18 protein-coding genes and 1 tRNA gene are annotated in these 26,065 nt (G+C 72.0%); 5 read left to right on the forward strand and 14 right to left on the reverse strand.

What is annotated here, in order from left to right:
• Positions 1-27: 27 nt before the first annotated feature.
• The 11 genes from prfA to IE108_RS03415 form a co-directional block, all read right to left on the reverse strand.
• Positions 28-1,104 (reverse strand): peptide chain release factor 1, encoded by a 1,077-nt coding sequence (prfA, locus tag IE108_RS03365; protein WP_064729852.1) that lies wholly within the window; start codon positions 1,102-1,104, stop codon positions 28-30.
• Between the two features lie 108 nt (positions 1,105-1,212).
• Entirely contained in the window at positions 1,213-1,437 is a 225-nt protein-coding gene (gene rpmE, locus IE108_RS03370) for a 50S ribosomal protein L31 (protein ID WP_064729851.1), read from the reverse strand.
• Positions 1,438-1,573: 136 nt separating this feature from the next.
• The gene (locus IE108_RS03375) at positions 1,574-2,719 is read right to left on the reverse strand and encodes an LCP family protein (RefSeq protein ID WP_064729850.1); all 1,146 of its coding nucleotides are present in this window, start codon (positions 2,717-2,719) and stop codon (positions 1,574-1,576) included.
• 344 nt (positions 2,720-3,063) lie between these two features.
• Complete coding sequence (locus IE108_RS03380) at positions 3,064-4,836, reverse strand: trypsin-like serine protease (protein ID WP_064729849.1); 1,773 nt, start codon at positions 4,834-4,836, stop codon at positions 3,064-3,066.
• 206 nt (positions 4,837-5,042) lie between these two features.
• On the reverse strand, positions 5,043-7,082 hold the full coding sequence (gene rho, locus IE108_RS03385; RefSeq protein WP_189397571.1) for a transcription termination factor Rho: 2,040 nt from the start codon (positions 7,080-7,082) through the stop codon (positions 5,043-5,045).
• Positions 7,083-7,493: 411 nt separating this feature from the next.
• Complete coding sequence (gene thrB, locus IE108_RS03390; RefSeq protein WP_064729847.1) at positions 7,494-8,423, reverse strand: homoserine kinase; 930 nt, start codon at positions 8,421-8,423, stop codon at positions 7,494-7,496.
• 271 nt (positions 8,424-8,694) lie between these two features.
• Positions 8,695-9,753: a threonine synthase gene (gene thrC, locus IE108_RS03395; protein ID WP_064729846.1), complete on the reverse strand. Its 1,059-nt coding sequence runs from the start codon at positions 9,751-9,753 to the stop codon at positions 8,695-8,697.
• Positions 9,754-9,759: 6 nt separating this feature from the next.
• Entirely contained in the window at positions 9,760-11,052 is a 1,293-nt protein-coding gene (locus IE108_RS03400; protein ID WP_064729845.1) for a homoserine dehydrogenase, read from the reverse strand.
• A 173-nt stretch (positions 11,053-11,225) separates the two neighbouring features.
• Positions 11,226-12,617, reverse strand: coding sequence for a diaminopimelate decarboxylase (lysA, locus tag IE108_RS03405; protein ID WP_064729844.1), 1,392 nt, complete (start codon positions 12,615-12,617; stop codon positions 11,226-11,228).
• 25 nt (positions 12,618-12,642) lie between these two features.
• On the reverse strand, positions 12,643-13,713 hold the full coding sequence (gene nrtL, locus IE108_RS03410; RefSeq protein WP_064729843.1) for an ArgS-related anticodon-binding protein NrtL: 1,071 nt from the start codon (positions 13,711-13,713) through the stop codon (positions 12,643-12,645).
• A 100-nt stretch (positions 13,714-13,813) separates the two neighbouring features.
• Positions 13,814-14,293 carry a response regulator gene (locus IE108_RS03415; RefSeq protein WP_079163853.1) on the reverse strand — a complete coding sequence of 160 codons (480 nt, stop codon included), beginning with the start codon at positions 14,291-14,293 and terminating at the stop codon, positions 13,814-13,816.
• 130 nt (positions 14,294-14,423) lie between these two features.
• Here IE108_RS03415 and IE108_RS03420 point away from each other — a divergent pair.
• Together IE108_RS03420 and IE108_RS03425 are read left to right on the forward strand one after the other, a co-directional pair.
• Positions 14,424-14,495, forward strand: a tRNA-Arg gene (locus IE108_RS03420).
• Positions 14,496-14,944: 449 nt separating this feature from the next.
• The gene (locus tag IE108_RS03425) at positions 14,945-15,193 is read left to right on the forward strand and encodes a hypothetical protein (RefSeq protein WP_159394627.1); all 249 of its coding nucleotides are present in this window, start codon (positions 14,945-14,947) and stop codon (positions 15,191-15,193) included.
• On the opposite strand, the gene IE108_RS03430 is transcribed toward IE108_RS03425, so the two are convergent.
• The 3 genes from IE108_RS03430 to IE108_RS03440 all read right to left on the reverse strand — a co-directional run bounded on the left by IE108_RS03430 (position 15,118) and on the right by IE108_RS03440 (position 20,146).
• Positions 15,118-15,540, reverse strand: a complete 423-nt coding sequence (locus IE108_RS03430) for a hypothetical protein (protein ID WP_159394626.1) — start codon at positions 15,538-15,540, stop codon at positions 15,118-15,120. The two genes, IE108_RS03425 and IE108_RS03430, sit on opposite strands and share 76 nt — an antisense overlap.
• A 123-nt stretch (positions 15,541-15,663) precedes the next feature.
• Positions 15,664-19,476, reverse strand: coding sequence for an ATP-dependent DNA helicase (locus IE108_RS03435; protein ID WP_064729841.1), 3,813 nt, complete (start codon positions 19,474-19,476; stop codon positions 15,664-15,666).
• A gap of 94 nt (positions 19,477-19,570) precedes the next feature.
• Entirely contained in the window at positions 19,571-20,146 is a 576-nt protein-coding gene (locus tag IE108_RS03440; RefSeq protein ID WP_079163666.1) for a hypothetical protein, read from the reverse strand.
• Between the two features lie 299 nt (positions 20,147-20,445).
• On the opposite strand from IE108_RS03440, the gene IE108_RS03445 reads away from it, so the two are divergent.
• From IE108_RS03445 to IE108_RS03455, 3 genes are all read left to right on the forward strand, one after another.
• Positions 20,446-20,949, forward strand: coding sequence for a hypothetical protein (locus tag IE108_RS03445; protein WP_064729840.1), 504 nt, complete (start codon positions 20,446-20,448; stop codon positions 20,947-20,949).
• A gap of 179 nt (positions 20,950-21,128) precedes the next feature.
• Entirely contained in the window at positions 21,129-22,514 is a 1,386-nt protein-coding gene (locus IE108_RS03450; protein ID WP_189397572.1) for a serine/threonine-protein kinase, read from the forward strand.
• Positions 22,515-22,764: 250 nt separating this feature from the next.
• A complete protein-coding gene (locus IE108_RS03455; protein WP_064729838.1) occupies positions 22,765-25,971 on the forward strand; it encodes an SNF2-related protein in 3,207 nt (1,068 codons plus the stop codon).
• Positions 25,972-26,065 lie beyond the last annotated feature (94 nt).

The raw sequence follows: 26,065 nt of genomic DNA on the forward strand, positions 1-26,065 counted from the left end.
TGTCCGGTGCGGGTGGTGCGGCGGAGCCTAGGCGGCGGCGAGCTTGGCGGCCGAGTCGGCGTCGACGCAGGCCTGGATCACCGAGTCGAGGTCGCCGTCCAGGACCTGGTCCAGGTTGTACGCCTTGAAGCCGACGCGGTGGTCCGAGATGCGGTTCTCCGGGAAGTTGTACGTGCGGATCTTCTCGGAGCGGTCCACGGTGCGGACCTGGCTGCGCCGGGCGTCGGCGGCCTCCTTCTCCGCCTCCTCCTGCGCGGCCGCGAGCAGCCTGGAGCGCAGGATACGCATCGCCTGCTCCTTGTTCTGGAGCTGGCTCTTCTCGTTCTGGCAGGAGGCGACGACGCCGGTCGGGAGGTGCGTGATGCGCACGGCGGAGTCGGTGGTGTTGACGGACTGGCCGCCGGGCCCGGAGGAGCGGTAGACGTCGATGCGCAGGTCGTTGGGGTTGATCTCGACGTCGATCTCCTCGGCCTCGGGCGTGACGAGCACGCCGGCCGCGGAGGTGTGGATCCGGCCCTGTGACTCGGTGGCCGGCACCCGCTGCACGCGGTGCACGCCGCCCTCGTACTTGAGCCGCGCCCAGACGCCCTGGCCGGGCTCCGTGGCGCCCTGGCCGCCCTTGGTCTTCACGGCGACCTGGACGTCCTTGTAGCCGCCCAGCTCGGACTCGGTGGAGTCGATGACCTCGGTCTTCCAGCCGACCCGCTCGGCGTAGCGCAGGTACATGCGCAGCAGGTCGCCGGCGAAGAGGGCGGACTCGTCGCCGCCGGCGCCGGCCTTGATCTCCAGGATGACGTCCTTGTCGTCGCTGGGGTCGCGGGGGACGAGCAGGAGGCGGAGCTTCTCGGTGAGCTCCTCGCGCTGCTTGTCCAGCTCCTTGACCTCGGCGGCGAAGTCGGGGTCGTCGGCCGCCAGCTCGCGGGCCGTCTCGATGTCCTCGCCCGTCTGCTTCCAGGAGCGGAACGTGGCGACGATCGGGGTCAGCTCGGCGTAACGCTTGTTCAGCTTGCGGGCGTTGGCCTGGTCGGCGTGGACCGACGGGTCGGCGAGCTTCGTCTCCAGGTCGGCGTGCTCGGCGACGAGTTCCTCGACGGCCTCGAACATCTTGGGCTCCTGCACTGCGGGGGAAGGGGAAGGCGGGCGACCAAAAACGCCGGTCCCGGCGCTCCCCCGGGCGGGGGATGCGGCCGTGGACCGGCGGTTGGGGGCTCGCTACTTCTTGGAGCCGGCGGAAGCCTTGCCGAAGCGGGCCTCGAAGCGGGCCACGCGGCCACCGGTGTCGAGGATCTTCTGCTTGCCCGTGTAGAACGGGTGGCACTCGGAGCAGACCTCGGCCCGGACGGTGCCGGACTCGATGGTGCTGCGGGTGGTGAACGACGCGCCGCAGGTGCAGCTGACCTGCGTCTCGACGTACTCGGGGTGGATGTCGCGCTTCAAGGTGTCTCCTAGGTTCGGGAGGGCACCGGGTCGCCGCCGCGGGGTGCGGGAGCGTGAACCGGGGCCGACGTACCAGTCTGCCAGCACTGGCGTCACTCCCCAAAACCGGGGGCGGCCGTCATCTATTCCGGGGCGCTCACGAGGCGTTCACGACGCCCTTGGCCCCGCCGGCCGCGGTGCCCTCGGTGGCGCTCGCGGGGATCGGGCGGTCGTTCTTCAGGGCCGTCCAGACCTGCTGGGCCTTGTCCTTCTGCATCAGGACGCGGTTGGCGTCGGCGGGGTCGTAGATCACCGGCATGGTCACCATGTGCATGCCGTCCGGCTCGATGCCCTTGAGGCCGCTCGCGAAGGACATCAGCGAGTTGACCGAGCCCAGGTCGGAGTCGGTGGTCACGGTCTTGGTGGCGGTGTCGGCGAGGTCGTACAGCCTCTTCGGGTTGCCGAGCACGCCGATGTCCTTGACCTGCTGGACCAGGGCCTTCACGAAGGCCTGCTGGAGCTGGATGCGGCCGAGGTCGGAGCCGTCGCCGACGCCGTGCCGGGTGCGGACCAGCCCGAGCGACTGCTCGCCGTCGAGGGTGTGGGTCCCGGCGGTGAGGTTCAGGTGGCTGTCGGGGTCCTTGATGTTCTCGGTGGTGGTGATCTTCACGCCGCCGAGGTCGTCGATGAGGTTCTGGAAGCCGCTGAAGTCGACCTCCAGGTAGTGGTCCATGCGCAGGCCGCTGATCGACTCCACGGTCTTCACGGCGCAGGCGGCGCCGCCGGTGGAGTAGGCGGAGTTGAACATCACGTCGTCGGCGGCGGGCTGCTCGCCGCCCTCGCTGCCGGTGCAGGCGGGACGGTGGATGAGGGTGTCGCGCGGGATGGAGACCACGCTGGCCTTCTTGTGCCCCTTGTAGACGTGCACGATCATCGCGGTGTCCGACCGGGCGGTGCCGTCGTCGGTGCCGCCGCCGAGCTTGTCGTTGCCGCCGGCGCGGGTGTCCGAGCCGAGCACCAGGATGTTCTCGGAGCCGTTGTCGGCCTTCTCCGGCCGGTCGGCGCCGAGCGCCTGGTCGATGTCGACGCTGGTGAGGTTGCCGTTCAGCTTGAAGTACAGGACGCCGGCACCGGTGCCGCCCAGCACCACGACGCCCGCGGCGCTCCAGGCGGCGACGAGCAGGGCCTTGCGCCGCTTCGCCCTGGGCTTGCGGCGGCGGCCCTTGCCCCGGCGGCCGGGTCCTGTGCTGCGGGACTCCCCGGTGCCGGGTATCGCGGGGTCCGGCGTGCTCTCGGCTGACATGGGCTCCTCGGTGTTCGTCCGGTCGGTCTACCCCCTGCGCTCGGGGTCGGGGTCGGTCGGCTCCGGCGGCTTTCCACCGGTACCTCACCTATCGTCCCCCCGTAGCTGGGACGGGGGAACTCGGGACAGGGTTGCACAACGTTCTGTGGTCGCCGGGTGGGGTGATCGTCACTCAACGTGTCCGAATCGGCCGGGTCCGCCTCGCTGACCTGGGGATCCACGGACACCGCTCCGGGGACGCCCGTCCCGCCCCGGCTTTGGAGCGTGTGGCGAAGGTCGCAACGCGGAAGGGGCCGCCCCCGTGGTGGGAGCGGCCCCTGACGGCCGTGGAGGCCTCGCCGGGATCAGCCGAGGAGGTTGAACGCTCCCCAGCCGCCGCCGACCTTGACGCGCGCCTTGAAGGCCGCCGAGCCGGTGGAGCCGGTGCCCTTGTACAGCCACAGCACCCCGGAGGTGTCCCGGGCCAGCAGGTCGGGCCTGCCGTCGCCGGTGACGTCACCGGCGGTGGCGAGGGCGTTGTACGCCGACCAGCCGCCGCCGACCCGGACGCGGGCGCCGAGGGCCGTCGCGGCCTTGCCAGTGCCGGGGTACATCCACAGGACGCCGGAACCGTCCCGCGCGAGCAGGTCGGACCTGCCGTCGCGGTTGTAGTCGCCCTTGCCCGTGATGGTGTACGCCGACCAGCCGCCGCCGATGCGGGCGCGGGTGCCGAAGAGGCCGTTGCCCTTGCCGGGGTAGAGCCACAGGACGCCGGACTTGTCCTTCGCCACCAGGTCGGGCAGGGCGTCGCCGGAGAGGTCGCCGGGGACGCGGAGGTCCGCCATCGCGTTCCAGCCGCCGCCGACGCGGACCGACTCGTAGCGGTCGTCGCCGTTGAACGCGAAGTCGTACAGCACACCGTCCGGGGTCCGGTACAGGTAGTCCTGGTAGGAATCGCGGTTCAGGTCGGCCTGGCGCACCAGGCTCAGCCCGCTCCAGTCGCCGAGCGAGATCCGGCCGGCCAGGTAGGGCGCCCGGTCGCCGCGCGAGTAGTACTCGTAGGCCTCGCCGCCCGGGGTGCGGACGAAGAGGTCGGCGAGACCGTCGAAGTCGAGGTCGCTGTCGTCGACGCGGGCGTTGATCTCGCCGACGTAGGAGCGGGTCTTGGCGTAGACGGCGTAGGCGCCGGACGCGACGCAGTCCTTGACGCCCCAGGACACGACGCCCGCGATCCGCCCGTTGACCACGAGGGGGCCGCCGGAGTCTCCGTTGCACGGCGAGACCGTGCCCGCGTTCTGGCCGGAGGCGGCGTCCCCGGCACAGGCCATCTGGCCCGGCACGAAGTCGGCGCCCCAGTACCCGGAGCAGGCGCTGTCCGGGCGCATCGGCACGGTCGCCTTCTTCAGCGTCGGCGAGATCTCCTGGCGGGCGGAGTCGGTGCGCCCCCAGCCGTAGACCGTCGCCGGGGTGCCGTTCGCGTACGAGGCGTTGTCACCGCTCGACGTGGGCTGGAGCGTCTTGTACGGCAGCGCCTCGGTCAGCGTGAGGACCGCGAGGTCACCGCCCGAGGTGGTGCTCGGCCGGTACGTCGGGTTGACCCACTGGCGGTACACGCCGGCGAGCCGGCCGCCGTGCAGGTCGTCGCCCTCCGGCAGCTGAGCGGTGCCGCCGACGACGACTCCGTTCTCCGACCAGTCCAGGCCGTACACGCAGTGCGCGGCCGTGAGGACCTTCTTGGGGGCCACCAGGGTGCCGCCGCAGAAGTAGCCCTCGTCGTCGGCGGTGCTGGAGGTGCCCTTGCCGTCCCAGTAGTGCAGCTGCACCATCCACGGCGCCTCGGTGATCGTGGCGTTCTTACCGCCGATGATCTTCGGGTCGACGCGGCCGGACGGCGCCTGGACCTCCGGGGTGGCCCCGGGCGCGGCGGTGTTGTCCGCGAGGGCGGCTCCGGAGCCCTGGATCCGGCGGAGCAGCTCGGCGTCCGAGGCGGTGGGCCGCTCGGTCGGGGCGGGCTGCGGGGGTGCCGGCGTGGCGCCGGCGGCCTGCGCGGGAACGGTCGAGAGGACCGCGCCCGACAGGGCGAGTGCGGCCGCGGCCGCGGGAAGAGCCAGACGGCGTCTTCGAGGGGTTGAGGTCACTCAGGTCTCCTGTCGCTGTGAATGCAGGCAGGAGAGAAGCCACCGGCGGGCGCAGGCGCGTCGAGGCAGCACTGATCACCCTGTGGGCGTATCCGAAAACACGTTCCCCCCCACTGCAGTGCGCTGATCCTACAAGCCGGAAGTCCCGCTCCATCACCCGAGTGACGGAGCGGGACTTCCGGGATGTGCAGACGGCCGGCGCCGACTCAGTCGCCGTTGCCCGGCGTCGGGGTCGTCTTCTGGATCTGCATCAGGAACTCGACGTTCGACTTGGTCTGCTTCATCTTGTCCAGGAGCAGTTCGATCGCCTGCTGCTGGTCGAGGGCGTGCAGCACCCGGCGGAGCTTCCAGGTGACGGCCAGCTCCTCGTTGCCCAGCAGGATCTCCTCCTTGCGGGTGCCGGACGCGTCGACGTCCACCGCCGGGAAGATGCGCTTGTCGGCGAGCTTGCGGTCGAGCTTCAGCTCGGCGTTGCCGGTGCCCTTGAACTCCTCGAAGATGACCTCGTCCATGCGGGACCCGGTGTCCACCAGGGCGGTGGCGAGGATGGTCAGCGAGCCGCCGTCCTCGATGTTGCGGGCCGCACCGAAGAAGCGCTTCGGCGGGTACAGGGCGGTCGAGTCGACACCACCGGACAGGATGCGGCCGGAGGCCGGGGCGGCGAGGTTGTACGCACGGCCCAGACGGGTGATCGAGTCGAGCAGCACGACCACGTCGTGACCCAGCTCCACCAGGCGCTTGGCGCGCTCGATGGCCAGCTCCGCGACCGTCGTGTGGTCCTCGGCCGGGCGGTCGAAGGTCGAGGAGATGACCTCGCCCTTCACCGACCGCTGCATGTCGGTGACCTCTTCCGGACGCTCGTCGACGAGGACGACCATCAGGTGGCACTCGGGGTTGTTGTGCGTGATCGCGTTGGCGATCGCCTGCATGATCATGGTCTTGCCGGTCTTCGGCGGGGCCACGATCAGACCGCGCTGGCCCTTACCGATGGGCGCGACGAGGTCGATGATGCGGGTGGTGAGGACCCCGGGGTCCGTCTCAAGGCGCAGGCGGTCCTGCGGGTACAGCGGCGTCAGCTTGTTGAACTCCGGGCGTCCGCGGCCGTGTTCGGGGGCCATGCCGTTGACCGAGTCCAGGCGGACCAGCGCGTTGAACTTCTCGCGGCGCTCGCCCTCCTTGGGCTGGCGCACGGCACCGGTGAGGTGATCGCCCTTGCGCAGGCCGTTCTTGCGGACCTGGGCGAGGGAGACGTACACGTCGTTGGGGCCGGGCAGGTAGCCGGAGGTCCGGATGAACGCGTAGTTGTCGAGGATGTCGAGGATGCCTGCGACCGGGATGAGGACGTCGTCCTCGTTGATCTGCGGCTCGGAGGCGATCTCGTCGCGCCCGCGACGGCCCCGGCGGTCCCGGTAGCGGCCGCGGCGTCCGCGCCGGCCGCCCTCGAAATCGTCGTCGTCGTGCTGCTGACGGTCCTGGCGGCCCCCGCCCTGCTGCTGGCGCTGCTGGCCGCCGCCCTGGCCCTGCTGCTCGTCGCCCTTGCCGCGGCGGTCGCGGCCGCCCCGGTCACCACGGTCACCGCGATCGCCCCGGTCACCACGGTCACGACGGTCGCGGCGACGGCCCTCGCCGCCGTCGGCGTCGGAGCGGGCGTCGCCCTGGCCCTGCGGCTGCTGCTGCGCCGAGGCGTCGGCCTTCGGCTCGCGGGTCTCGGCGGCGGTGTCGCCGGCCGGGCTGCCCGCGTCGGCGGTGGCGCGGCGACGACGGCGCTCGGAGGGGGCGTCGTCGCCGGCCTGCTCGGCGGCGGAGGAGACCTTCGACGGCTGGCCGGGGATGTCGATCTGCTGCTGGTCGGCGGTCGCCTTCTCCGCCTTCTTCTCGGCCTTGCCGGCCTTCTCCGCCTTCTCGGCGGGGGCCTCGTCGCCCGTCCGGGCCCGGGAGGTGCTGCGGCGCTTCGGCTTGGTCTCGCCGGCGGTGTCCGCGGCGGCGGGCGCGGCCTTGGCGGAGGATCCCCCCGCGGCCTGCGCCTCCTTGATGACCTCGATCAGCTGGCTCTTGCGCATACGCGCGGTGCCCCTGATGCCGAGGCCGGATGCGACCTGCTGCAGCTCGGCCAGCACCATGCCCTCGAGGCCGGTACCGCGGCGCCGCCGGGAGCCGGCACCGGTGGCAGGCGCGGAGGCGTCCGTGGCGGGCGCGGCAGCGGTCTCCTCGACACGTGCGCCCATCAGATCGGTGGTGTCGCTCACGAAGGGTCCTTCCCTGGAGCGGACGTCGGCCTGTCTGGCTCGGCGACCGGTTGTGCTGTCCGGCTTCGGTTCTTGCTGTGCGAACCGTGCCGGGGCGGTGGTCCGCCTGAACGGCGGAAGAGATATCTGGTGATGGCGCGCCCCCTGGCCGCGGCACCCAGTGTCTGGGACATGCGGCGTGGTCGCACCGGTTCCGAAGCGTGCCCGGCGGGCCGCTCAGTGTCCGTGTCGGCCGTACTGATCACGTACGACATCCACCACACAGTGCGGCTTGGGGGGCTCCCGGAAGAATGTCTGTCCCGGACGGGGACACGAGGCACCTCGCCATGGTGGGGTCGGGTGCAGACTTGAGATTAACACTACCGGATCCAACAAACATTCCCCCTCTCGAAATCCGGCAACCCCGCGCGTCTAAATGTCACTGGGGGTCGCCAGAGGCAGCACGCTCGCGCCCTGCTGGTCCAGGCTCAGCCGGTTGGCCGCCCAGTCCGTCCCGGCCAACGCCTCGACCTTGTCGGCCGTGTCGGCGTCGGCGAGTGCCATCACGGTGGGTCCGGCACCCGAGATCACCGCGGGGATGCCGTCGCCGCGCAGCCGCTCCACCAGCGCCGCGCTCTCCGGCATGGCCGGCGCCCGGTACTCCTGGTGGAGGCGGTCCTCGGTGGCCGGCAGCAGCAGCTCGGGGCGCCTGGTCAGGGCCTCGACGAGCAGCGCGGCGCGGCCGGCGTTGGCGGCGGCGTCGACGTGCGGGACGTGGCGCGGGAGCAGTCCGCGCGCCGTCTCCGTCAGTACCGGCTTTCCGGGCACGAAAACCACCGGAACGATGGAATCGGCGGGCTCCATCCTGATCGCGCGGGCGGCCCCGGACTCCATCCAGGACAGGGTGAAACCGCCGAGCAGACAGGCCGCCACGTTGTCGGGATGGCCCTCGATCTCGGTGGCGAGGTCGAGCAGCGCGGCGTCGTCGAGGCGGGCCTCGCCGCCTATGGTCACGGCGCGCGCGGCGACGATGCCGGCGCAGATGGCGGCGGAGGAGGAGCCGAGGCCGCGGCCGTGCGGGATGCGGTTGGCGCAGACGATCTCCAGGCCGCGTGGCTGGCCGCCGAGCAGGTCGAAGGCGGTGCGCAGGGAGCGGACCAGCAGGTGCTTCTCGTCGCGCGGCAGCGTCTCGCTGCCCTCACCCGCGATGTCGATGTGCAGCCCGGAGTCGGCCACCCGGACGACCACGTCGTCGTACAGACCCAGCGCGAGCCCCAGGGCGTCGAAGCCCGGGCCCAGATTGGCGCTGGTGGCGGGGACGCGCACCCTGACGGCGGCGGCGCGGAAGGCTGGACCGGCCATCGCTCGTTGTCTCTCCTTGAGCTGCGTGGTTGTCGAATGACATGCGAAGACGTACGGAACCCTCGGCGGCCACCGTCGCGCGGCGCGGCTGGGCGGCATATGCGGGAGGCGGGTTCGGGTACAGCCTATCGAAGGAAGGTTCCGTGGCGACATAGGGCGCACAGGAGGCGCACGATGCGTGTCGCAAGCCCCCTGTGCACCCCCCATCCATGGCTTTCCCGGCCGGACGTCGCTTACGCCCTCGTACGCCGGTGGGAGTGGTGCCGCCGGCTCAGACCAGGCCGAGCCGCTCGGCCGCCGTCGCCGCGTCGACCGGGACGGTGACCGGCTGCGGGGCGCCGGCGACGGCCCAGTCCGGGTCCTTGAGGCCGTTGCCGGTGACGGTGCACACGATCCGCTGCCCGGGGTCCACCTTGCCCAGTTCGGCGGCCTTCAGCAGACCGGCGACCGACGCGGCGGACGCGGGCTCGACGAAGACGCCCTCCTGGGAGGCCAACAGCCGGTAGGCGCGCAGGATCTCACGGTCCGTCACCTCGTCGATGGCGCCGCCGGACTCGTCCCGCGCGGCGAGCGCGAAGTCCCACGAGGCCGGGTTGCCGATGCGGATGGCGGTGGCGATGGTCGACGGGTCCTTGACGACCTCGCCGCGCACGATCGGGGCGCTGCCGGAGGCCTGGAACCCCCACATGCGGGGCTTCCTCGTGCTGACGCCGTCGGCGGCGTACTCCTGGTAGCCCTTCCAGTACGCGGTGATGTTGCCCGCGTTGCCGACCGGCAGGACGTGGATGTCGGGCGCGTCGCCGAGCATGTCCACGATCTCGAAGGCGGCGGTCTTCTGGCCCTCGATCCGCACCGGGTTGACCGAATTGACCAGCGCCACGGGGTAGTTGTCGCTGAGCGCGCGGGCCAGCGTGAGGCAGTCGTCGAAGTTGCCGTCGACCTGGAGGATCTTCGCGCCGTGCACGAGGGCCTGGCCCATCTTGCCGAGCGCGATCTTGCCCTGGGGCACGAGCACGGCGGACACCATGCCCGCGCGGACGCCGTACGCGGCGGCGCTGGCGGAGGTGTTGCCGGTGGAGGCGCAGATGACGGCCTGCGCGCCCTCCTCCTTGGCCTTGCTGATGGCCATGGTCATGCCGCGGTCCTTGAAGGACCCCGTCGGGTTCGCCCCCTCGACCTTGAGGTGGACCTCGCAGCCCGTGCGCTCGGAGAGCACCTGTGCGGGCACGAGCGGCGTGCCGCCCTCGCGGAGCGTCACGACGGGCGTGCTGTCGGAGACGGGCAGCCGGTCCCGGTACTCCTCGATGATTCCGCGCCACTGGTGGGTCATTGCTGGTTACTCTCCTTCAACCCGCATGATGCTGGCGACACCCCGCACGGTGTCGAGCTTGCGCAGCGCCTCGACCGTACCGCCGAGGGCGGCGTCGGACGCGCGGTGGGTGACGACGACGAGGGAGGCCTCGCCGTCCTTGCCGGACTGCCGCACGGTGTCGATGGAGACACCGTGCTCCGCGAACACGGTCGCGACCTGGGCGAGGACGCCCGGTTTGTCGGCCACGTCGAGGCTGATGTGGTAGCGCGTGACGACCTCGCCCATCGGCGAGACGGGCAGCGCGGCGTACGCGGACTCGCCGGGGCCGGTGGCACCGCCGATCCTGTTGCGGCACACGGCCACCAGGTCGCCGAGCACGGCGGAGGCGGTCGGGGAGCCGCCGGCGCCGGGACCGTAGAACATGAGCTGACCTGCGGCCTCGGACTCGACGAAGACGGCGTTGTAGGCCTCGCGCACGTTGGCGAGCGGGTGGCTGAGCGGGATCATCGCGGGATGCACGCGCGCGGTGACCGATCCGCCGTCCGCCGCCCGCTCGCAGATGGCGAGCAGCTTGATGGTGCAGCCCATCTCCTTGGCGGAGGCGAAGTCGCCGGCGGTGACCTCGCTCATGCCCTCGCGGTAGACGTCGTCGAGGCGCACGCGCGTGTGGAAGGCGATCCCGGCGAGGATGGCGGCCTTGGCCGCGGCGTCGAAGCCCTCGACGTCGGCGGTCGGGTCGGCCTCGGCGTACCCGAGGGCGGTGGCCTCGTCGAGCGCTTCCTGGTAGCCGGCGCCCGTGGTGTCCATGGCGTCCAGGATGAAGTTGGTCGTCCCGTTGACGATGCCGAGCACGCGGTTGACCTTGTCGCCGGCGAGCGATTCGCGCAGCGGGCGGATCAGCGGGATGGCGCCGGCGACGGCGGCCTCGTAGTAGAGGTCCTTGCCGTGCCCGTCGGCCGCGGCGTGCAGCGAGGCGCCGTCCTGGGCGATGAGCGCCTTGTTGGCGGAGACCACGGACGCGCCGTGCTCGAAGGCGGTGGTGATGAGGGTCCGGGCGGGCTCGATGCCCCCGATGACCTCCACGACGACGTCGATGTCCCCGCGCTTGACCAGGGCGGTGGCGTCGGTGGTGACGAGGGCCGGGTCGATGCCCTCGCGCACCCGGTCCGGCCGCCGCACGGCCACGCCCGCCAGCTCCACCGGTGCCCCGATGCGGGCGGCGAGGTCGTCGGCGTGCGTCGTCATGATGCGCGCCACCTCTGAGCCGACCACTCCACAGCCCAGCAGCGCCACCTTCAGCGGACGCGTACGCATCATCCGACCTCGTTTCCTCATACCGTCACGGTTGGACCAGTCTCACTCACCGGACGGGATTTTCTGCCTTTCGTCCGGATCGTGAGACGTTTATTTCATTTTCCGACGGGTGCGGAACGGAAGATCTTCACCGCTTCGCCCGCACCCGTGGCCGCCGCCTCCTTCGGGTCCCGCCGTCACCCGACGTCGAGGCGCAGCAGGTCCTCCTCGGTCTCCCGGCGCACGATGACCCGCGCCTCGCCGTCCCGCACGGCGACGACCGGCGGGCGCAGCACGTGGTTGTAGTTGCTGGCCATGGAACGGCAGTACGCGCCCGTCGCGGGTACGGCGATCAGGTCACCGGGTGCCAGGTCGCCCGGCAGGAAGGCGTCCTTCACCACGATGTCGCCGCTCTCGCAGTGCTTGCCGACGACGCGGGCCAGCATGGGCTCGGCGTCGGAGGTGCGGGAGACGAGGGCGACGCTGTACTCGGCGTCGTACAGGGCGGTCCGGATGTTGTCCGACATCCCGCCGTCCACGGAGACGTACGTCCGCAGCCCGTCGAGGGGCTTGACGGTGCCCACCTCGTACAGCGTGAAGGCGGTGGGTCCGACGATGGCCCGCCCGGGCTCGACGGAGATCCGCGGCGTGCGCAGCCGGGCGCTCTCGCACTCCCGCGTGACGATCTCGGTCAGCGCCTTGGCGATCTCGTGCGGCTCGCGGGGGTCGTCGTCGCTCGTGTACGCGATCCCGAGCCCGCCGCCCAGGTCGATCTCCGGCAGCTCGACGCCGTGCTCGTCGCGAATGTCCTTGAGCAGCCCGACCACCCGGTGCGCGGCGACCTCGAAGCCGGACATGTCGAAGATCTGCGACCCGATGTGGGAGTGGATCCCGATCAGCTCGATCCCGTCGAGCTGAAGAGCCCGCCGCACGGCCTCCGCGGCCTGCCCGCCGGCCAGCGGGATGCCGAACTTCTGGTCCTCGTGCGCGGTGGCGATGAACTCGTGCGTGTGCGCCTCGACGCCGACGGTGATGCGGATCTGCACCCGCTGCCGCTTGCCCAGCGCCTGGGCGGTGTGGGCGACGCGCACGATCTCCTGGAAGGAGTCGAGCACGATCCGCCCGACCCCCGCGGCGACGGCCCGCTCGATCTCCTCGGGCGACTTGTTGTTGCCGTGGAAGGCGACGCGCTCGGCGGGCATGCCCGCGGACAGCGCGGTGGCCAGCTCGCCGCCGGAGCACACGTCGAGGTTGAGCCCCTCCTCGTGCAGCCACCGCACGACGGCGCGCGACAGGAAGGCCTTGCCCGCGTAGAAGACGTCGGCGTCGGCCCCGAAGGCGGTGCGCCAGGCCCGCGCCCGCTCACGGAAGTCGCTCTCGTCGAGGATGTAGGCGGGGGTGCCGTACTCCTCGGCGAGCCGGGTGACGGGGAGCCCTCCGACGGTGACGGCACCGTCCGCGTCCCGTCCGACGGTGTGGGCCCACACCTTGGGATCGAGGGCGTTGAGATCGGCGGGCGGCGCGGAATAGTGCCCATCGGTGAGGACGTCGGCGTGACGGGGCCCGGCGGGGTGTGCGGAACGGCTCATGTCTTCGCTGGCTCTCTCGCTGGCTTCACAGGTGGTCGGGTGCGTCGATGCCGAGCAGGGTCAGGCCGCCTGCCAGCACCGTCCCGGCGGCTTCGGCGAGGGCGAGCCGGGCACGGTGGGCGGCCGAGGGTTTCTCCCCACCGCGGGGCAGCACGGTGGGCAGGAAGGGCAGCGCGGCATCGGCGACGGCGACGAGGTGCCGGGCGAGGCGGTCGGGGGCGCGGTGGGCCGCGGCGGCGGCGAGGATGCGGGGGTGGTCGGCGAGCAGCGCGTGGATCCCGTGCGCGTGGTCGACGGGCCCCGGTTCGGCGGCGAACCCGAGGTCGGCCGCGTTTCGGGCGAGGGCGCGGGAGCGGGCGTGGGCATACCGCACGCGGAAGAGGGGGTTGCTCTCCCGCTGCACCAGGTGCTCGCCGCCGGTCCGGGGCCGGTCGTGGGCGGCGGGGTGGAGCAGCGCCCAGCGTCCGGCGTCCCGGCCGAGCGCGAGGACGTCGCCGGGGGCGGGGACGGGCCTGATTTCTTCCACCGGCCGCGAGTGCGCGCCGGCGTCTGTGTCCGCGTCGAGGTGCACACCGAAGACGGTGGTCCATTCGGACGCGGGAGGCGAGGTGCAGCCGACCCGTACGGCGACGCCCTGGGACCGCAGGATGCGGGCGGCCGCGTCGGCGACGACGAGGGCGCGGGGGTCGGGGGCGCAGCGCAGCTGCAGGGTGCCGCCGGCGGCCGTTGATGCATTCGCGTCGGCGTCGGCGTCGGCGAATCCGTACCGCGTGCCCCGCCCCAGTACCTCGGCGACCAGGTCGGCCGGGGCGGTGCGGTGGAGGCTGATGTTGAGGAACCCGGGCCCGGTGAGTACGACGTCGGCGATGCCGTCGGCGTCGGCGAGGTGGGCGCGCAGCACCTGGGCGACCCGGTACGGCGGCTGCCCGGCCGGCCGGGCCAGCTGGAGGGCGACGCCGGTGGCGTAGTCCCCGCATCCCCCGGGCCCCGGCGGCGCGACCCCGACCCGCGCGGGCACGTCCACGTCCAGCTCCCCGACGTCGACAGCGCGACGCACCGCGCGCAGCACGGTACGGGAGAGCTCTACGGGGGTCACGGGTCAAGCGTATGGGAGGAGGGGGGTGGGGAGGCCAACCGGTTTCCCGTAAGTCCCGGGATGTGGACGAGCGGATCCCGGGCGGCGAAAAGGCGGGCGATCACGCCTGGGCGGACGACTCGCTCTCCCCCGCACCGGGCACCCCGACCCCGGTGACGGTCCGCTCGGCCAACTCCCGTACGACGCGCACGAGCTCGGCGGGCTCGAAGGGCTTGGACAGAAACACGTCGACGCCGGCGGCGAACCCCGCGTCGACCTCGTACCGCGTACAGGCACTGACGATCGCGATCGGAAGCTCCCGCGTGCGCGGATCGGCACGGAGCCGGGCAGCCGTCCGAAGCCCGTCGAGACGCGGCATCACCACATCCAGGGTGACCACGTCGGGCCGCACCTGATGGACGACATCCAGACACTCGGCACCATCGCCCGCGGTCACGACCTCGAAGCCCTCCAGCTCGAGATTGACCCTGATCAGCTGCCGGATGACCTTGTTGTCGTCGACAACGAGAACCCGGCCGGACGCCCTAGGCACCACTCGAGAGTAGGTCCGGACCGGCCACCGCGTCCGGCTTTTCCCCACTTCCACCCCCGCGGGGGACAGCACCCCACACCGCCACCCCCGCGACCCGCCAAAACCCGTTCCTGACCACCCCGGGCAAGCTGGTAGTGTTCTACCCGTCGCCGCGAGCAACACCGAACGCGACGACCACGCCCCCGTAGCTCAGGGGATAGAGCAACGGCCTCCGGAGCCGTGTGCGCAGGTTCGAATCCTGCCGGGGGCACTTCGGAAAGAAGCCCTGACCTGCAGAAATGCCGGTCAGGGCTTTATTTGCGCACACCAAAACGGCAACGGCCTGTCTTGCCGTTGCCGCTCCTGCATCACCCACCCTGACCTGGGCTTTTATCGAGCCACCCACACGAGATCCCTTATGTCCGATCCCGCGAAACCGACACCGCGGGACATACGCGGGACGCCTGGGCCGCCGGAAACAGTGGTGTCCCCTCACACCCTCGTTGATCTGCAGGTTTTCCAGCCAGCGCGGGTCGGACGCATACGGAGAGGGGGCCGTTTCTCCTTGGCGGGCCGATGCCGGGCAGGGTGGCGAGCGCCATCATCGAAGTCGATCCCGCGCCTTGGCCCCAGCGCGCCGCCGGTTAGCCTGCCGGCACCGGCCCGGACGGCCTGGCAGGACCGCTTCCCCGAACTCCCGTCCGCGGCGGTCGCAACGTAGTGGACGAGCTGCACCGCCGCCTCATCCACATCGGGTTCGACGCGCTCGCCGACCTCTTCGCCCCGTTCGGCCGGGCCACCGCCGAGATGCCCGCCGCCACCGAGCGCGTCATCACCGCCTACGAGGCAGCGGGGTTCGCTGTGGAACTGACCCATCAGAGTCCCGAGCACACCTACACACGGCTGAGCGTGACCGACCCCGCGAGCGGCAGCTCGGCGGCCTCCTCGTCGTGCAAGGTGTCGGCGTAGTTCCATGTGACCGCGTCGGCGTCGTCGCAGGCGGCCCGGGCGCGCGTGGCGCCGTGGTCATCGTCCTTGGCAGCGACGCCCGGCGTGTCGAGGTACGTCACGGAGCTGACCACCGCCTCAGACACCGGTGGGAGAGTGCTCCCGGACGCCGGCAGGTCCGGGTATCCCCGCGCCCGGGCGACCGCGGCGACGTCCTCGGCGAAGCGCTGGAGTGCGGCCGGGCCCGCGACGGCGTCCGCGCCCAGCGGTTCGAGCAGGAGGGCCAGCGCCTCGGCCCTGAGGCCCGTCCCACCCTTCAATGCCCTGTCGTGCACTGTTCTGTCGTACGCCGCACCGTAGTTCAGCATGACGCCGTTCACCGTCCCGTCGTTCCCTTCCGCGCTGCGCCACGCTCGCCCGCGTCTCGCGCGGGTCCTCGTCCTTCGTGGGGACCGTACGCGCACGCCACCGGGCGGCGGCCTGCGGCTCGGTCACGGCCTTCTCCGCCGGGTGGCGGTCTTCTTGGCCCTCCTCGCCGGACCCGTCCCGGTCGCGGTCGCGGACCCGGAGTCCGCGGGCTCCGTGTCCAGGACCTGGGAGGCGAGCGCGAGCCAGGCCCGGGCGTCCGCACCGTCGAGGTCGTCGGTCCACATCAGGGTGCCGGCAGGGCCCCCGCCCTTGTCCCACGGCTCGATGCCGTTCCTCGCGTACCACTCCTTCTTGAGCTCCCACTTGCGCGCGTAGTCGGGGAGGTCGAGTATGCCGGCGTGTTCCCAGAAGACCGTGCGGCCGTCCTCCGCTGCCACGGTGAAGTCGGGGCGGACGACGCGGCCGTCGGCGCCGGTGAGCGGCTCTTCGTAGAGCCATCGCCCCGGCGCCAGGCGGTCGAGGAGACCCGCGATGATGACCTCGTTCTTGGAGGCCATGGGCGTTCCGTCGGCGGACACGTGCATCCGTCTGCGGTCGAAGCGGCGGGTCTGCCCCCGTACGTCGAGGGCGAACGGCTGCGGTGCCTCGAAGAGGTCGGTCAGCCGGCGGGCGGTCTCGGAGTTGCTCGGGTGGGCGAAGGCGCGCAGGTCCGCCAGGGTGCCCTCGTGGAGGATGACGACTCTGTCCTTCTGCCGGGTCAGCGCCGTGTACAGGAGTTCCCTGGGCAGGTTGGCCCTGGCGGGCAGGACCAGGAACGTCGTGCCGAACTCGGAGCCCTGCGACTTGTGCACGGTGACGGCCCAGGCCAGCTCCAGTGGGGCGTCGTCCTTGTCCGACGGCTGGTAGCTGTATTCGTGGCCGGGCTGGGAGGAGAACTCCACACCCAGCTTCAGAGTGTGTTTCTTCCGTTTGGCGGCGGGCGTGGGCCAGGCGAGGGCGACACCGATCTCCCCGTTGGCGACGTAGTCCATCGCGTTCTCGCGCGGCCACGCCTTCATGCGTTTGTTGGTCGTCTGCATGACCTTGTCGCCGCGCACGATCTCTTCGGGCCCGATCGGGAAAGGGATGTTCGCACGCCGGTACTTTTTCGCCCACTCGGTGTCGCCGGCCCGGTACACACGTTTGATGTGGCGATTCAGCTCGACCGTCCCGAAGGCACGGGACCGGGTGGGCGAGAGAATCTGCCACGCCTCCGCGTGGATGCCGGCGCCGCGCTGCCAGTTGAGGTAGTCGCCGTTGACGCTGCCGCCGTAGGTGAGGGCGAACGCCCGCACGGGATCCTCCTTGTCGCCGAGACCGAGGACCTGGCCGAGGGCATCCGTGAGGGCCTGCACGGCGGTGCGCCCGCCCCAAGGGATGTACTGGAGCGTGGGAAGGCCGGGGTTGGCCGCCAGTTCGTCCCAGATGGCCTCGTCGCCGGCGCCGCGCGTGCCCCCGCCGAACCAGGCGGCGAGTTCGAGGTCGTGGCGGGTGCCGTGGCTGCCGTCCGGCAACTGGCGCCGGGGCACCTGCAACTCCACGTATCCGGCGGCGACCCGCACCGCGGTCGGGAAGTCGTCCGGGCGCAGTCTGTCGACCAGGTCGACGAACGGCCGTCCGGCTCCGATCGGGGGCAGCTGGCAGGGGTCGCCCACCAGGATCAGCCGTTTGACGCCGGTGAACGAGTCCAGCGCCGCGGCGAGCATCTCCTCCGTCAGCATGGACGCCTCGTCGATCACCACGAGGCCGTAGCCGCGCCGTGCGCGGGCCTCGCCCCACACCAGGTACCGACCGCTCTCGGCGTCGTAGCGGCCGGTGGCGCTCAGATGAGAGGCGAGGGTCTTCGCCGGCCGCCCGACCTTGGTCTCCAGCTGCACCTTCGCCTTGCCCGTGGGGGCGAGGAGCAGGACGTCCCCCGCGGCCACGCCGGGGTAGTCGACGAGGGCCCGCAGCAGCGTCGTCTTGCCGGTGCCCGCCGGTCCGACCAGGACGGACAGGGGTGCGTCGTGCAGGGCAGCCAGACCCGCGGCCTTCTCCGCGCGGGCCCGCTCCTCCAGCTCGGCGGCGTGCACGGCGTCCCCTGCGCCGTCCCGGTCACTGTCCCGGTCGAGTACGGCGTCGAGTACGGCGCGGGCGTCATCGATGCCGCCCAGCGGCGGGCGTGCCTGCTGCGCCGCCACCCACTCCCGGACGACGTCCGCCGTCTCCTCCAGCCGGGCCAGCTTGTAGGCGGGCGTGCCGTCGGCGAGGCGTACGGCGGTCAGCGGCGACCAGTCCGGGCAGTCGACGACCCCGTCGTGGTGGAGGTCGAGCCCGGTGAGGAGGTCGTGGTTCAGGGCCGGCAGTCCCGTGGCTGCCATGAGCCGGATGTGCTCCAGGGCCTCGCCGACGGGGAGCAGGGTGTCTCCCTGGTCGCACTGCCGTTCCAGCACCTCGGTGAGGAGGGCTTCGACCCGCCGGCGGTCCAGGGGGTCGTCGAGGCCCGCCTCGTCCGGGACGGGCGGTCGCCAGGTGACGTGCGCCGGGGGGAACACCGCGCGGTCGACGGCGGTGAACGGGACGTGGAGGGGTTGGCCGTACGTGCAGGTCGCGGCGTAGTACGGGTTATCCAGGAGTTCCTCGGTGCTCAGCTCGACCTCGGTGTCGCCTTCGAGCAGCATGCGCACCTGGTCCGGGCCGATGTCGAACCCGGACAGCAGGCGCAGGACCGCCTGACGCTCGGCCGGGATCCTGTTCCAGACCCGTGCCTGGATGGGGCCGACATGGGCCCGCAGCGCCCGCGGGGCGCGCGCGGGATCGGTGAAGACGCCGTGCAGCAGGTCCCACGGGTCGGTGGCCTCGCCGGCCTCCGTGAGCACCGCTCGCGCGGCGACGTAGGGCTGCTGGACTCCGATGAGAGCGAGGACGCCGGGCAGGCCGGGGACCGGACCGCGCAGCTGCCAGAGCCGTTCGGTCTGCTCGGTCAGCCAGGTCGTGGCGGACTCGGGGACGTCGATGCCGAGTTCGCGCATGCCCTCGGCCGCCGACCGCAGCGAGGCCAGGGACTCGATGGCGGCGTCGTCGGAGAGGTGCTCCGTGACGTAGGAGAACTCGACGTCGCGACCCTCGGGCGCCCAGGCCAGTGCCCTGTCGATGTCGGTGCCCCCATCCAGGAGCGACACGAGCTCCTGATAGGGCAGCAGGATGCCCTCCGTCATGCCGGGGCGCAGGGAGTGCTGCACGATCGTCTCCCACATGGAGGAGTCGAACGGCGGTTTCCCCCCCTGGTTCCACATCGGCGGCCGGGTCAGGGCCGTGACGTGTGCGGCGCCCACCAGCAGGCGGTCGGTGCGCTGCTCTTGGAGCGGGGAGTGCTTGAGGTAGACGAACACCAGGCTGTCGCGTGGTGCGACCGGCTCGAAGAAGGACTCGATGACCGCCTGTTGGTTGCCGCCGTCCATCACCCAATTGGCGCGGGAGTTCAGGACGCGATCGGTGTGGTCCTCGGCGAGCTGTTCGAAGGCGGGCACCCTGGCGTGGCCGATTTCGTCGTTCAGGGAGGCGCGGTTCAGCCAGCGGAAGGGGATGGCCTCGAACGCGTACCCGGGAACGCTGAGGGACGTGGGGAGCAGACTGCCGCGCAGCGCCTGGTTGTAACTGTAGGGGTGCTCCTTGACGACGGTGTATCCGACGGGCGACATGAAGGTGGCCCGCTCGCTCAGGCACGGCAGCCGGTCGTGGTCCAGGCTGCCGACGGGGGCGCCCGCGTGTTCCGCCTCGAACTCGTCGTCGCGGCCCTTGCCGATCGCCGCCAACAGGGTGCACGAGGAGTTGCCCTTCGGGTCGTCGCAGAGGAACTGGTCCCAGGGACGGTCCCGCCACGGGATCCTCATCGACAGATGCTTCACGCCACTCATGCTGGTGTCCTGTCGTCCGGGTTCGTACGGTTCCGGGTGGCGGAGCGCTCCGCGTGCGGTCGTGCCGGGTGGCCGCCGCCGGTCCGGGGCGCCGTCACGTGTCGCCCGTCCAGCCGGTCTGCCTCAGCGTCGGCATGAGGCGGGTGAGCACGTAGGCGACGACGGGAGTCTCCCGGTCCTCGTCCTCGAACACGATCGCGTGCTGGAACCGCTCGGTGTCCTGCGGGTCGGCCGGATCGAAGGACGGGCTGAGCGACACTCCGGCGCGGGCCACCAGCCGGCACAGGAGCGGCGCCCCACAGCCCTGCGCCAGCTGCGCCGTGGTCAGGGCGCGCTTCTGCTTCGGCCGTCCGTCCGGCTGGGGCAGGGAGAGGAAGGCCGTGATCCGTCGGCGCTCCGTGGACACCTCGGTGATCCCGGCCCGGTGCCGGCCATGCAGGTTGGCCAGTCCGGCCGGCATCTTCGGTAACAGAGCGCCCTGTTGCAGGACCACGTCCCGTTCGCCGCCGTCCCACCGGGTGTCGTGGATCGTCAGCCGTGGGCGGCCGGCGGCCTCCAGGTGCCATTCGGTGGCGAACCCCGCGTCCTGGGCGCCGGAGGTCGTGGTGCCCTGCTTGGGGACGTAGTCGCGAGCGTGTTTCAGGGTGAGGTTGGAGCCGAGTACGGTCAAAGTGCCTTCTCCTGTGCGGAACCGAGGACCCGGGTACATCGCAGACCTGAGGACGCTCAAGGGCTGTGACACTCGGAGTCCGTGATGTCGCAGTGCCCTGGGCCCCCGCCTTCGGGACGGAGCGGCCGGTGACCACATCCGTTCGTCCTGCATCGGATATAGCACCTGATGCAGGGAGTTGGCGGGGGAAGTGATGATCCCGTCGACGAAGCGTGACACGGTTAGGGTGGTGTGCCGTCGGCGGATGCGGCTCGACGAGGTGCGGCACGGGGCCGGCCGTACGGTGCGGGGACGAGGGTATGGCGACTCATCTGGTGATCATCAGTGACCGTGAACCGCTGGCATGGGTCCTGGGGACCCAGCGGATGGCCTTTCCGGCCGGCCGGGCCGCGAGCGGGCTGCCCGCCGAGGGCGACCAGGCCCTCCTCTACACGACGCGGGGCTGCTACCGGAATTTGACCCGTGACCGCGGCCGGGTCATGGGGCTGACCGTCGTCACCTCGCCCGTCGAGACACTCACGGAACCGGTCGTCTTCGGCGAGCGGCGCTTCACCTCGGGGTGTGCCCTGCGGGTCGAAGGGCTGGCGCCGGTGCGCGACGGTGTCGTGCTCGCCGACCTGGTCCCGCGGCTGGAGGTCTTCCCGGAGGAGCGCTCCTGGAGCGTACGGATGCGGCGGGCCTCGCTCCCCCTTCCGCCGGCGGACGCGCGTCTCCTCACCCGCGAGCTGCGGCCGCTGCTCGGACGGCGATCGGAACACCTCGCCGACTACACGCGCGGGACCGAGTGGCATGACGGAACCTGACCGGAACCGGCCGATCATGGCTACTACGTCCGTACACTGATCGACACGCTGTGTGCGTGGCCGGCGCGACACGGCCGTCCGGGAACCGTACGGGCTCCCGAGCCGTTCCTCTGCCGCCGGCCGGATCTGATCCAAGGACGAGGGGCGGGGGGACGCGGAGCGGCATGCAGGCGTTGGACATGGAGAGGGACCCGGCTGTGCTGGGCCCGTTCGAGCTGCTCGCCGTCCTCGGTCAGGGAGGCATGGGCAGGACCTATCTGGCGCGCAGGCTCCGGCTGGAGGACCTCCCGCCGGAGCTGGAGGCGGCCTATCACCTGACGGACGTCGACCAGCGGCCGGACGGCGGTCCTGTGCTCGCCGCGGTCAAAGTGATCAAGCCGGACAAGCTGACGGACGGCAGCGAGCACTCCGAGCAGCAGGCGCGTGCCCGCTTCGGGCAGGAGATAGAGACGATGCGGACCGTCGTCAGCGCCCGGGTGCCGTCCCTCCTGGCGTCGGACGCCGACGCGGCACGGCCCTGGCTGGCCATGGACTACGTGCACGGCCCGACGCTCCACCACCTCGTGCACGCCCGCGGTCCTCTGGAGGTCGGCCCGTACGCGGCGGTCGGGCTGGCCCTCGTCGAGGCCCTGCGCGCCATCCACGAGGTGAAGCTGCTGCACCGGGACCTCAAACCGGGCAACATCGCGATCGGCCCGGACGGCCCGGTGGTGCTCGACTTCGGCCTGGCGGTGCTGACGGAGCGCGACAGCGCCGAGGCACTGACGAAGACCGGTACGGGCTTCGGGACCCTGGCCTACATGTCCCTGGAGCAGGCGACCGACGCCAAGCACGTCAACGAGCCGGCCGACGTCTACTCCCTCGGCGCGGTGCTCTACTACGCCGCGACGGGCAGGGCGGCCTTCCCCCACGGCCCCCTTCCGGTGGAGCCCGGCTGGGAGCGGGTGCCGTCACCCTTCGTGCCGCTGCTGTCCCGGATGCTGGTGCACGTCGCGGTCCAGCGGCCGCTGCTCGGGGAGATCGAGCAGGGTCTGGTGCAGCTGCTCGCCCAGCACGGCCTCACCCCGCAGGACGCCGCCGGACAGCTCCGGGCCCTGGTCGACTCGTCCGGGCTCGTGCCGGTCCTTCCCCCCGGCGCGCTCGCCGACGGGCCCGACCCCGAGGTGCGGCCGGCCGCCCAGCGGGCCGTGGACGAGGGCGACCGTCCGGACGCGCCGTGGGCGCCCGCCGACGCCGACGACCTGTTCGCCGAGTTCCTGGCCGACGAGGACGCGGCGGAGGAGCTTCCGGCGGCGGCCGACCTCGCCGACGCCCCTGCGCCCGCGCCCGACGACGCTCCTCCCGCCGGGTACGTACCGACCGTCGTGGACGAGGAGGCGGGGCGGACACCGGGCGGCGGGGCTCCCGCCGGGGACCCCGCCAAGGTCACCAGCTACCGTCTTGCCCCGCCGAAGCCCGCGCCGCCCCCGGTGCCGGCAAAGCCGGTGGCGGCCGGTCCGCCGCCGGCCGCGCTCAAGGCGGCGGAGTCCCTGCGACGCGCGTACGCGCACAGCGGACGTCTGTGAGCGGGGTGCCCACCGGCAACACCGGGGGCCGGTGTCCCCGGTGTCGACGGCTCGGTCACGCCGGTCCCGCCGTGCGGGGCACGTGACCACACCGGCCCCACCCCCATGCACGGCGTCCCCGCCGCCGTGACCGATTCCGGGGTGCCCGCCCGGCCGACGGGCGGCGAACGGTACAAAGGAACACTCACACCGAGACCGTGCCCGCGACCCGGGTGTCGCCCCGCGGCCTCCGTCGAAAGGAACGTCCGTCATGTCCGAGACCGCCTCCGGTCTTCCCTCCGGCGCGCCTCCGGCCGGGACGCTGATCGAGGTCCGGGACGAGGAATGGCTGGTGCGCAGCAGCAACGAGCTGCGGGCGGGCGAGTACGCGATCGACGCGATCGGCGCCTCGGAGCTGGTCCGCGGGCACGCCGCGCGGTTCCTGACCGCACTCGACGGCATGCCGCGGGTTCTGCTGCCGGAGGACACCAGGCTGGAGGTCGACAGGTCCGACGGATACCGGGTCGGCCGGCTGTTCCTCGAAGCGGTGCGGCGCAGGCTGCCGCTCCCGCAGAGCGAGCAGGGTCTCGCGCTGACCGAGGGATTCCTGCTGGACCGCCTGGACTACCAGCTGCGGCCCGCGGTGAAGGCCCTCGCCAACCGTTTCCAGCCGCGGCTGCTGATCGGCGACGTCGTCGGCCTCGGCAAGACCCTGGAGATCGGGATCCTGCTCGGCGAGCTGGTTCGGCGCGGCCGCGGCGAGCGCATCCTGGTGGTGACGCCGGCTCCCGTGCTGGAGCAGTTCCAGCACGAAATGTGGACGCGGTTCTCCCTGCCCCTGGTCCGCCTGGACAGCGCGGGCATCTCGCGGATCGAGCGGAAGATCCCGGTGGGGCGCAACCCGTTCACGTACTACAAGCGCGTCATCGTGTCGATGGACACCCTGAAGAACCAGAAGCGCTACGGGCCCTGGCTGCGGGACGTCGAATGGGACGCCGTGGTGATGGACGAGTCGCACAATCTGCTCAACCGCAGCGAACGCCGGGAGCTCGCCGAGGTGCTGGCCCACCGGGCCGACGCGCTGGTGCTGGCGAGCGCCACTCCGCACAACGGGGACATGCAGGCCTTCACCGGCCTGGTCCGGCTGCTGGACCCGATGGCGGTGCGGGATGCCGCCCGTCCCAGGGCCGAGGAGCTGCACCACCTGATGGTGCGGCGGACCAAGGTGAGCGACGAGGTCGCACGGGTGCTGGAGAACAAGTGGGCACCGCGTGGTGAGTCCCGCCCCCTGCGGGTGAGGGCGAGCGAGCTGGAGGAGGAGGTCTTCGCCGAGCTGGCGGCGGTGTGGCTGGCCGACCCCGGGTCCGGCCGGTCCGGTACCCGGGGCGACGAGCGCCTGTTCCCGTACGTGCTGCTGAAGTCGTTCCTCTCCTCGCACCGGGCACTGTTCGCGACGGCCCGCGAGAAGCTGGCCACGCTGGGGCACGCGCTTCCCGAGGGCCACAAGCAGGTGACGGACCCTTCCCCCTCCGGTCCGCCGGAGTCCCCGGCGGCGCGCGAGGTGTCGTCCCTGCTGCGGCTCACCGAGCTGGCCCGGCGCATCGAGCTGACGGCGGCGGACGGTACGGGCGCCACGGCCAAGCTCGCCGGACTCGTCGCCGAGCTGCGCGACGAGGTGAGGGTGGGGCCGGGCCGCGCGGCCCGCGCCGTCGTGTTCTCCGAGCGCCGCGAGACCCTCAACTGGCTCGGTACGGTGCTGCCGCCGCTGCTGGGCTGGACGGACCCGAAGGACGGCGAGGCGGCCGTCAAGGTGATGCACAGCGGGGTCTCCGACACGGTCCAGATGGGCTACGTCGACGAGTTCGCCCGCGCGGGCGGGGACATCCGGGTGCTGCTCACCGGCGACGGCGCCTCCGAGGGCGTCAACCTGCACCGCCAGTGTCACCACCTGATCCACTGGGACCTGCCGTGGAGCCTGATCCGGGTCGAGCAGCGCAACGGCCGTATCGACCGCTACGGCCAGACCTGCCGGCCCGAGTTCCGCGCTCTGCTGCTCACCAGCGAGGTCGAGGGGGCGCTCGACGACCGGACCGTCGCGGAGAAGGTGCTGGCCCGCGAGGCCAGGGTGCACGAGGTGCTGGGCGCGGTGGAGGCCGTCACCCGGGAGAACGACGGGGCCCGCGAGGAACGCAGGGTCATGGAGGCGCTGCTGGGCCGGGCCACGTCCGAGGAGGCCGTGGCGGACCTGGAGGCGGTCCCCGTGGAGGCGTTCGCGCCGGGTGAGGGCGAGGGGGCACCGGTTACGGACGCCGCCGCCCTTCCGGTCGAGCGGCTGACGATGAGCGAGTTCGGCACCGGTCCCGCGCCCGTCGACGGTCCGGCCCACGTCGCCGCGACGGTGGCCGAGGACGGTACGCCGGACGGGAGCGCCTTCGGCGCGGCCTCCGAACTGGACCTGGACATCGACCTGGACGACTTCGGGGAGTTCGCCCCGCCGGCGCCCGGGGAGGGGACGGAGGAGAACGGCGACACTACGAGGGCGGGCTTGGGCGCGGGCTCGGGCTCGTCGGAGGCCCCCGCCTCGGACACCCCCACGGTCCCCACGGTGGAGGAGCTGCGTTTCTTCTCCGGATCCCCCGAGCGCAACCGGCAGGAGTTCGTCCTGGCCGGTCTCGCCGAGCTGCCGGATCTCGGCGGGCTGCGGGCCGGGCTCACCGTCGCGGGCACCGACCTGAGCTTCGAGCCGCCGCGGGACCTGGCCGACCGTTTCGACGTCCTGCCGCCCGGTTACGTCCGTGACCAGGGCATCACACGGCGGATCAACCTCACGTTCAGCCGGGAGGACGCCGCGGACTCGCTGCGGCGGGCCCGGGAGGACGCCGGTTCGACGTCTCTGTGGCCGGACGCGCACTACGTGGGCGAGTTGCACCCGGTGGTGGAGTGGATCACCGACAAGGTGCTGATGGAGTACGGACGTCAGCGGGCCCTGGTGCTCCAGGTGGGGCCGGACAAGGCACCGGACCCGGTGTTCCTGACGCAGGGAGTGTGGTCCAACGCGGAGGGCCGCCCCACCGCCGTGGCCTGGCTGGCGATCGACCGGCTCGGTTCCGCCGCGCCCCGCGCCCGCGAGCTGACCCCCGACCTGCTCGCGGCAGTCGGGGTGGGTCCGGGGATGCCGGACCACTGGACCCCCTCCGACGCCGCGACGACGCTCCAGCCACTGGTGCGACTCGCCGTGGAGGAGACCCGGCGGGCGATGAAGCGGGTCAGGGAGGTGGCGGAGGAGCGGGTGGACGCCCCGCTGCGTGACCTCGAACGCGGGATCGGCGAGTGGCGGCAGCAGACGCTGCCGGGTTTCGAGGGCGGCAAGCCCAAGCAGCGGGAGGCGGCGGACCGGCTGGCCCGGATCGCCGCCCGGCTGCGGACGGCCGGCGAGCCCATGGTCCGGGTGCTGGCCGTGCTGGAGGCCGGCTCATGAGCGGCTCCGCCCTCCGCCGCGCCGGTCCCCCTCACGGCCTCGTCTCCCTCCCCGCCCCGGTGGTGTCGCCACCACCCCCATCCCTCCCCGTTCC

The organism is Streptomyces parvulus (assembly GCF_014648855.1).
In the GTDB taxonomy this organism is placed as follows: domain Bacteria; phylum Actinomycetota; class Actinomycetes; order Streptomycetales; family Streptomycetaceae; genus Streptomyces; species Streptomyces parvulus.

Bases quoted from the DNA above. Each gene is read 5' to 3' on its own strand.
- prfA (WP_064729852.1), bottom strand. From the start codon at position 1,104: ATGTTCGAGGCCGTCGAGGAACTCGTCGCCGAGCACGCCGACCTGGAG.
- IE108_RS03375 (WP_064729850.1), bottom strand. From the start codon at position 2,719: ATGTCAGCCGAGAGCACGCCGGACCCCGCGATACCCGGCACCGGGGAG.
- thrB (WP_064729847.1), bottom strand. From the start codon at position 8,423: ATGGCCGGTCCAGCCTTCCGCGCCGCCGCCGTCAGGGTGCGCGTCCCC.
- thrC (WP_064729846.1), bottom strand. From the start codon at position 9,753: ATGACCCACCAGTGGCGCGGAATCATCGAGGAGTACCGGGACCGGCTG.
- IE108_RS03400 (WP_064729845.1), bottom strand. From the start codon at position 11,052: ATGATGCGTACGCGTCCGCTGAAGGTGGCGCTGCTGGGCTGTGGAGTG.
- lysA (WP_064729844.1), bottom strand. From the start codon at position 12,617: ATGAGCCGTTCCGCACACCCCGCCGGGCCCCGTCACGCCGACGTCCTC.
- IE108_RS03430 (WP_159394626.1), bottom strand. From the start codon at position 15,540: ATGCTGAACTACGGTGCGGCGTACGACAGAACAGTGCACGACAGGGCA.
- IE108_RS03435 (WP_064729841.1), bottom strand. From the start codon at position 19,476: ATGAGTGGCGTGAAGCATCTGTCGATGAGGATCCCGTGGCGGGACCGT.
- IE108_RS03445 (WP_064729840.1), top strand. From the start codon at position 20,446: ATGGCGACTCATCTGGTGATCATCAGTGACCGTGAACCGCTGGCATGG.
- IE108_RS03450 (WP_189397572.1), top strand. From the start codon at position 21,129: ATGGAGAGGGACCCGGCTGTGCTGGGCCCGTTCGAGCTGCTCGCCGTC.
- IE108_RS03455 (WP_064729838.1), top strand. From the start codon at position 22,765: ATGTCCGAGACCGCCTCCGGTCTTCCCTCCGGCGCGCCTCCGGCCGGG.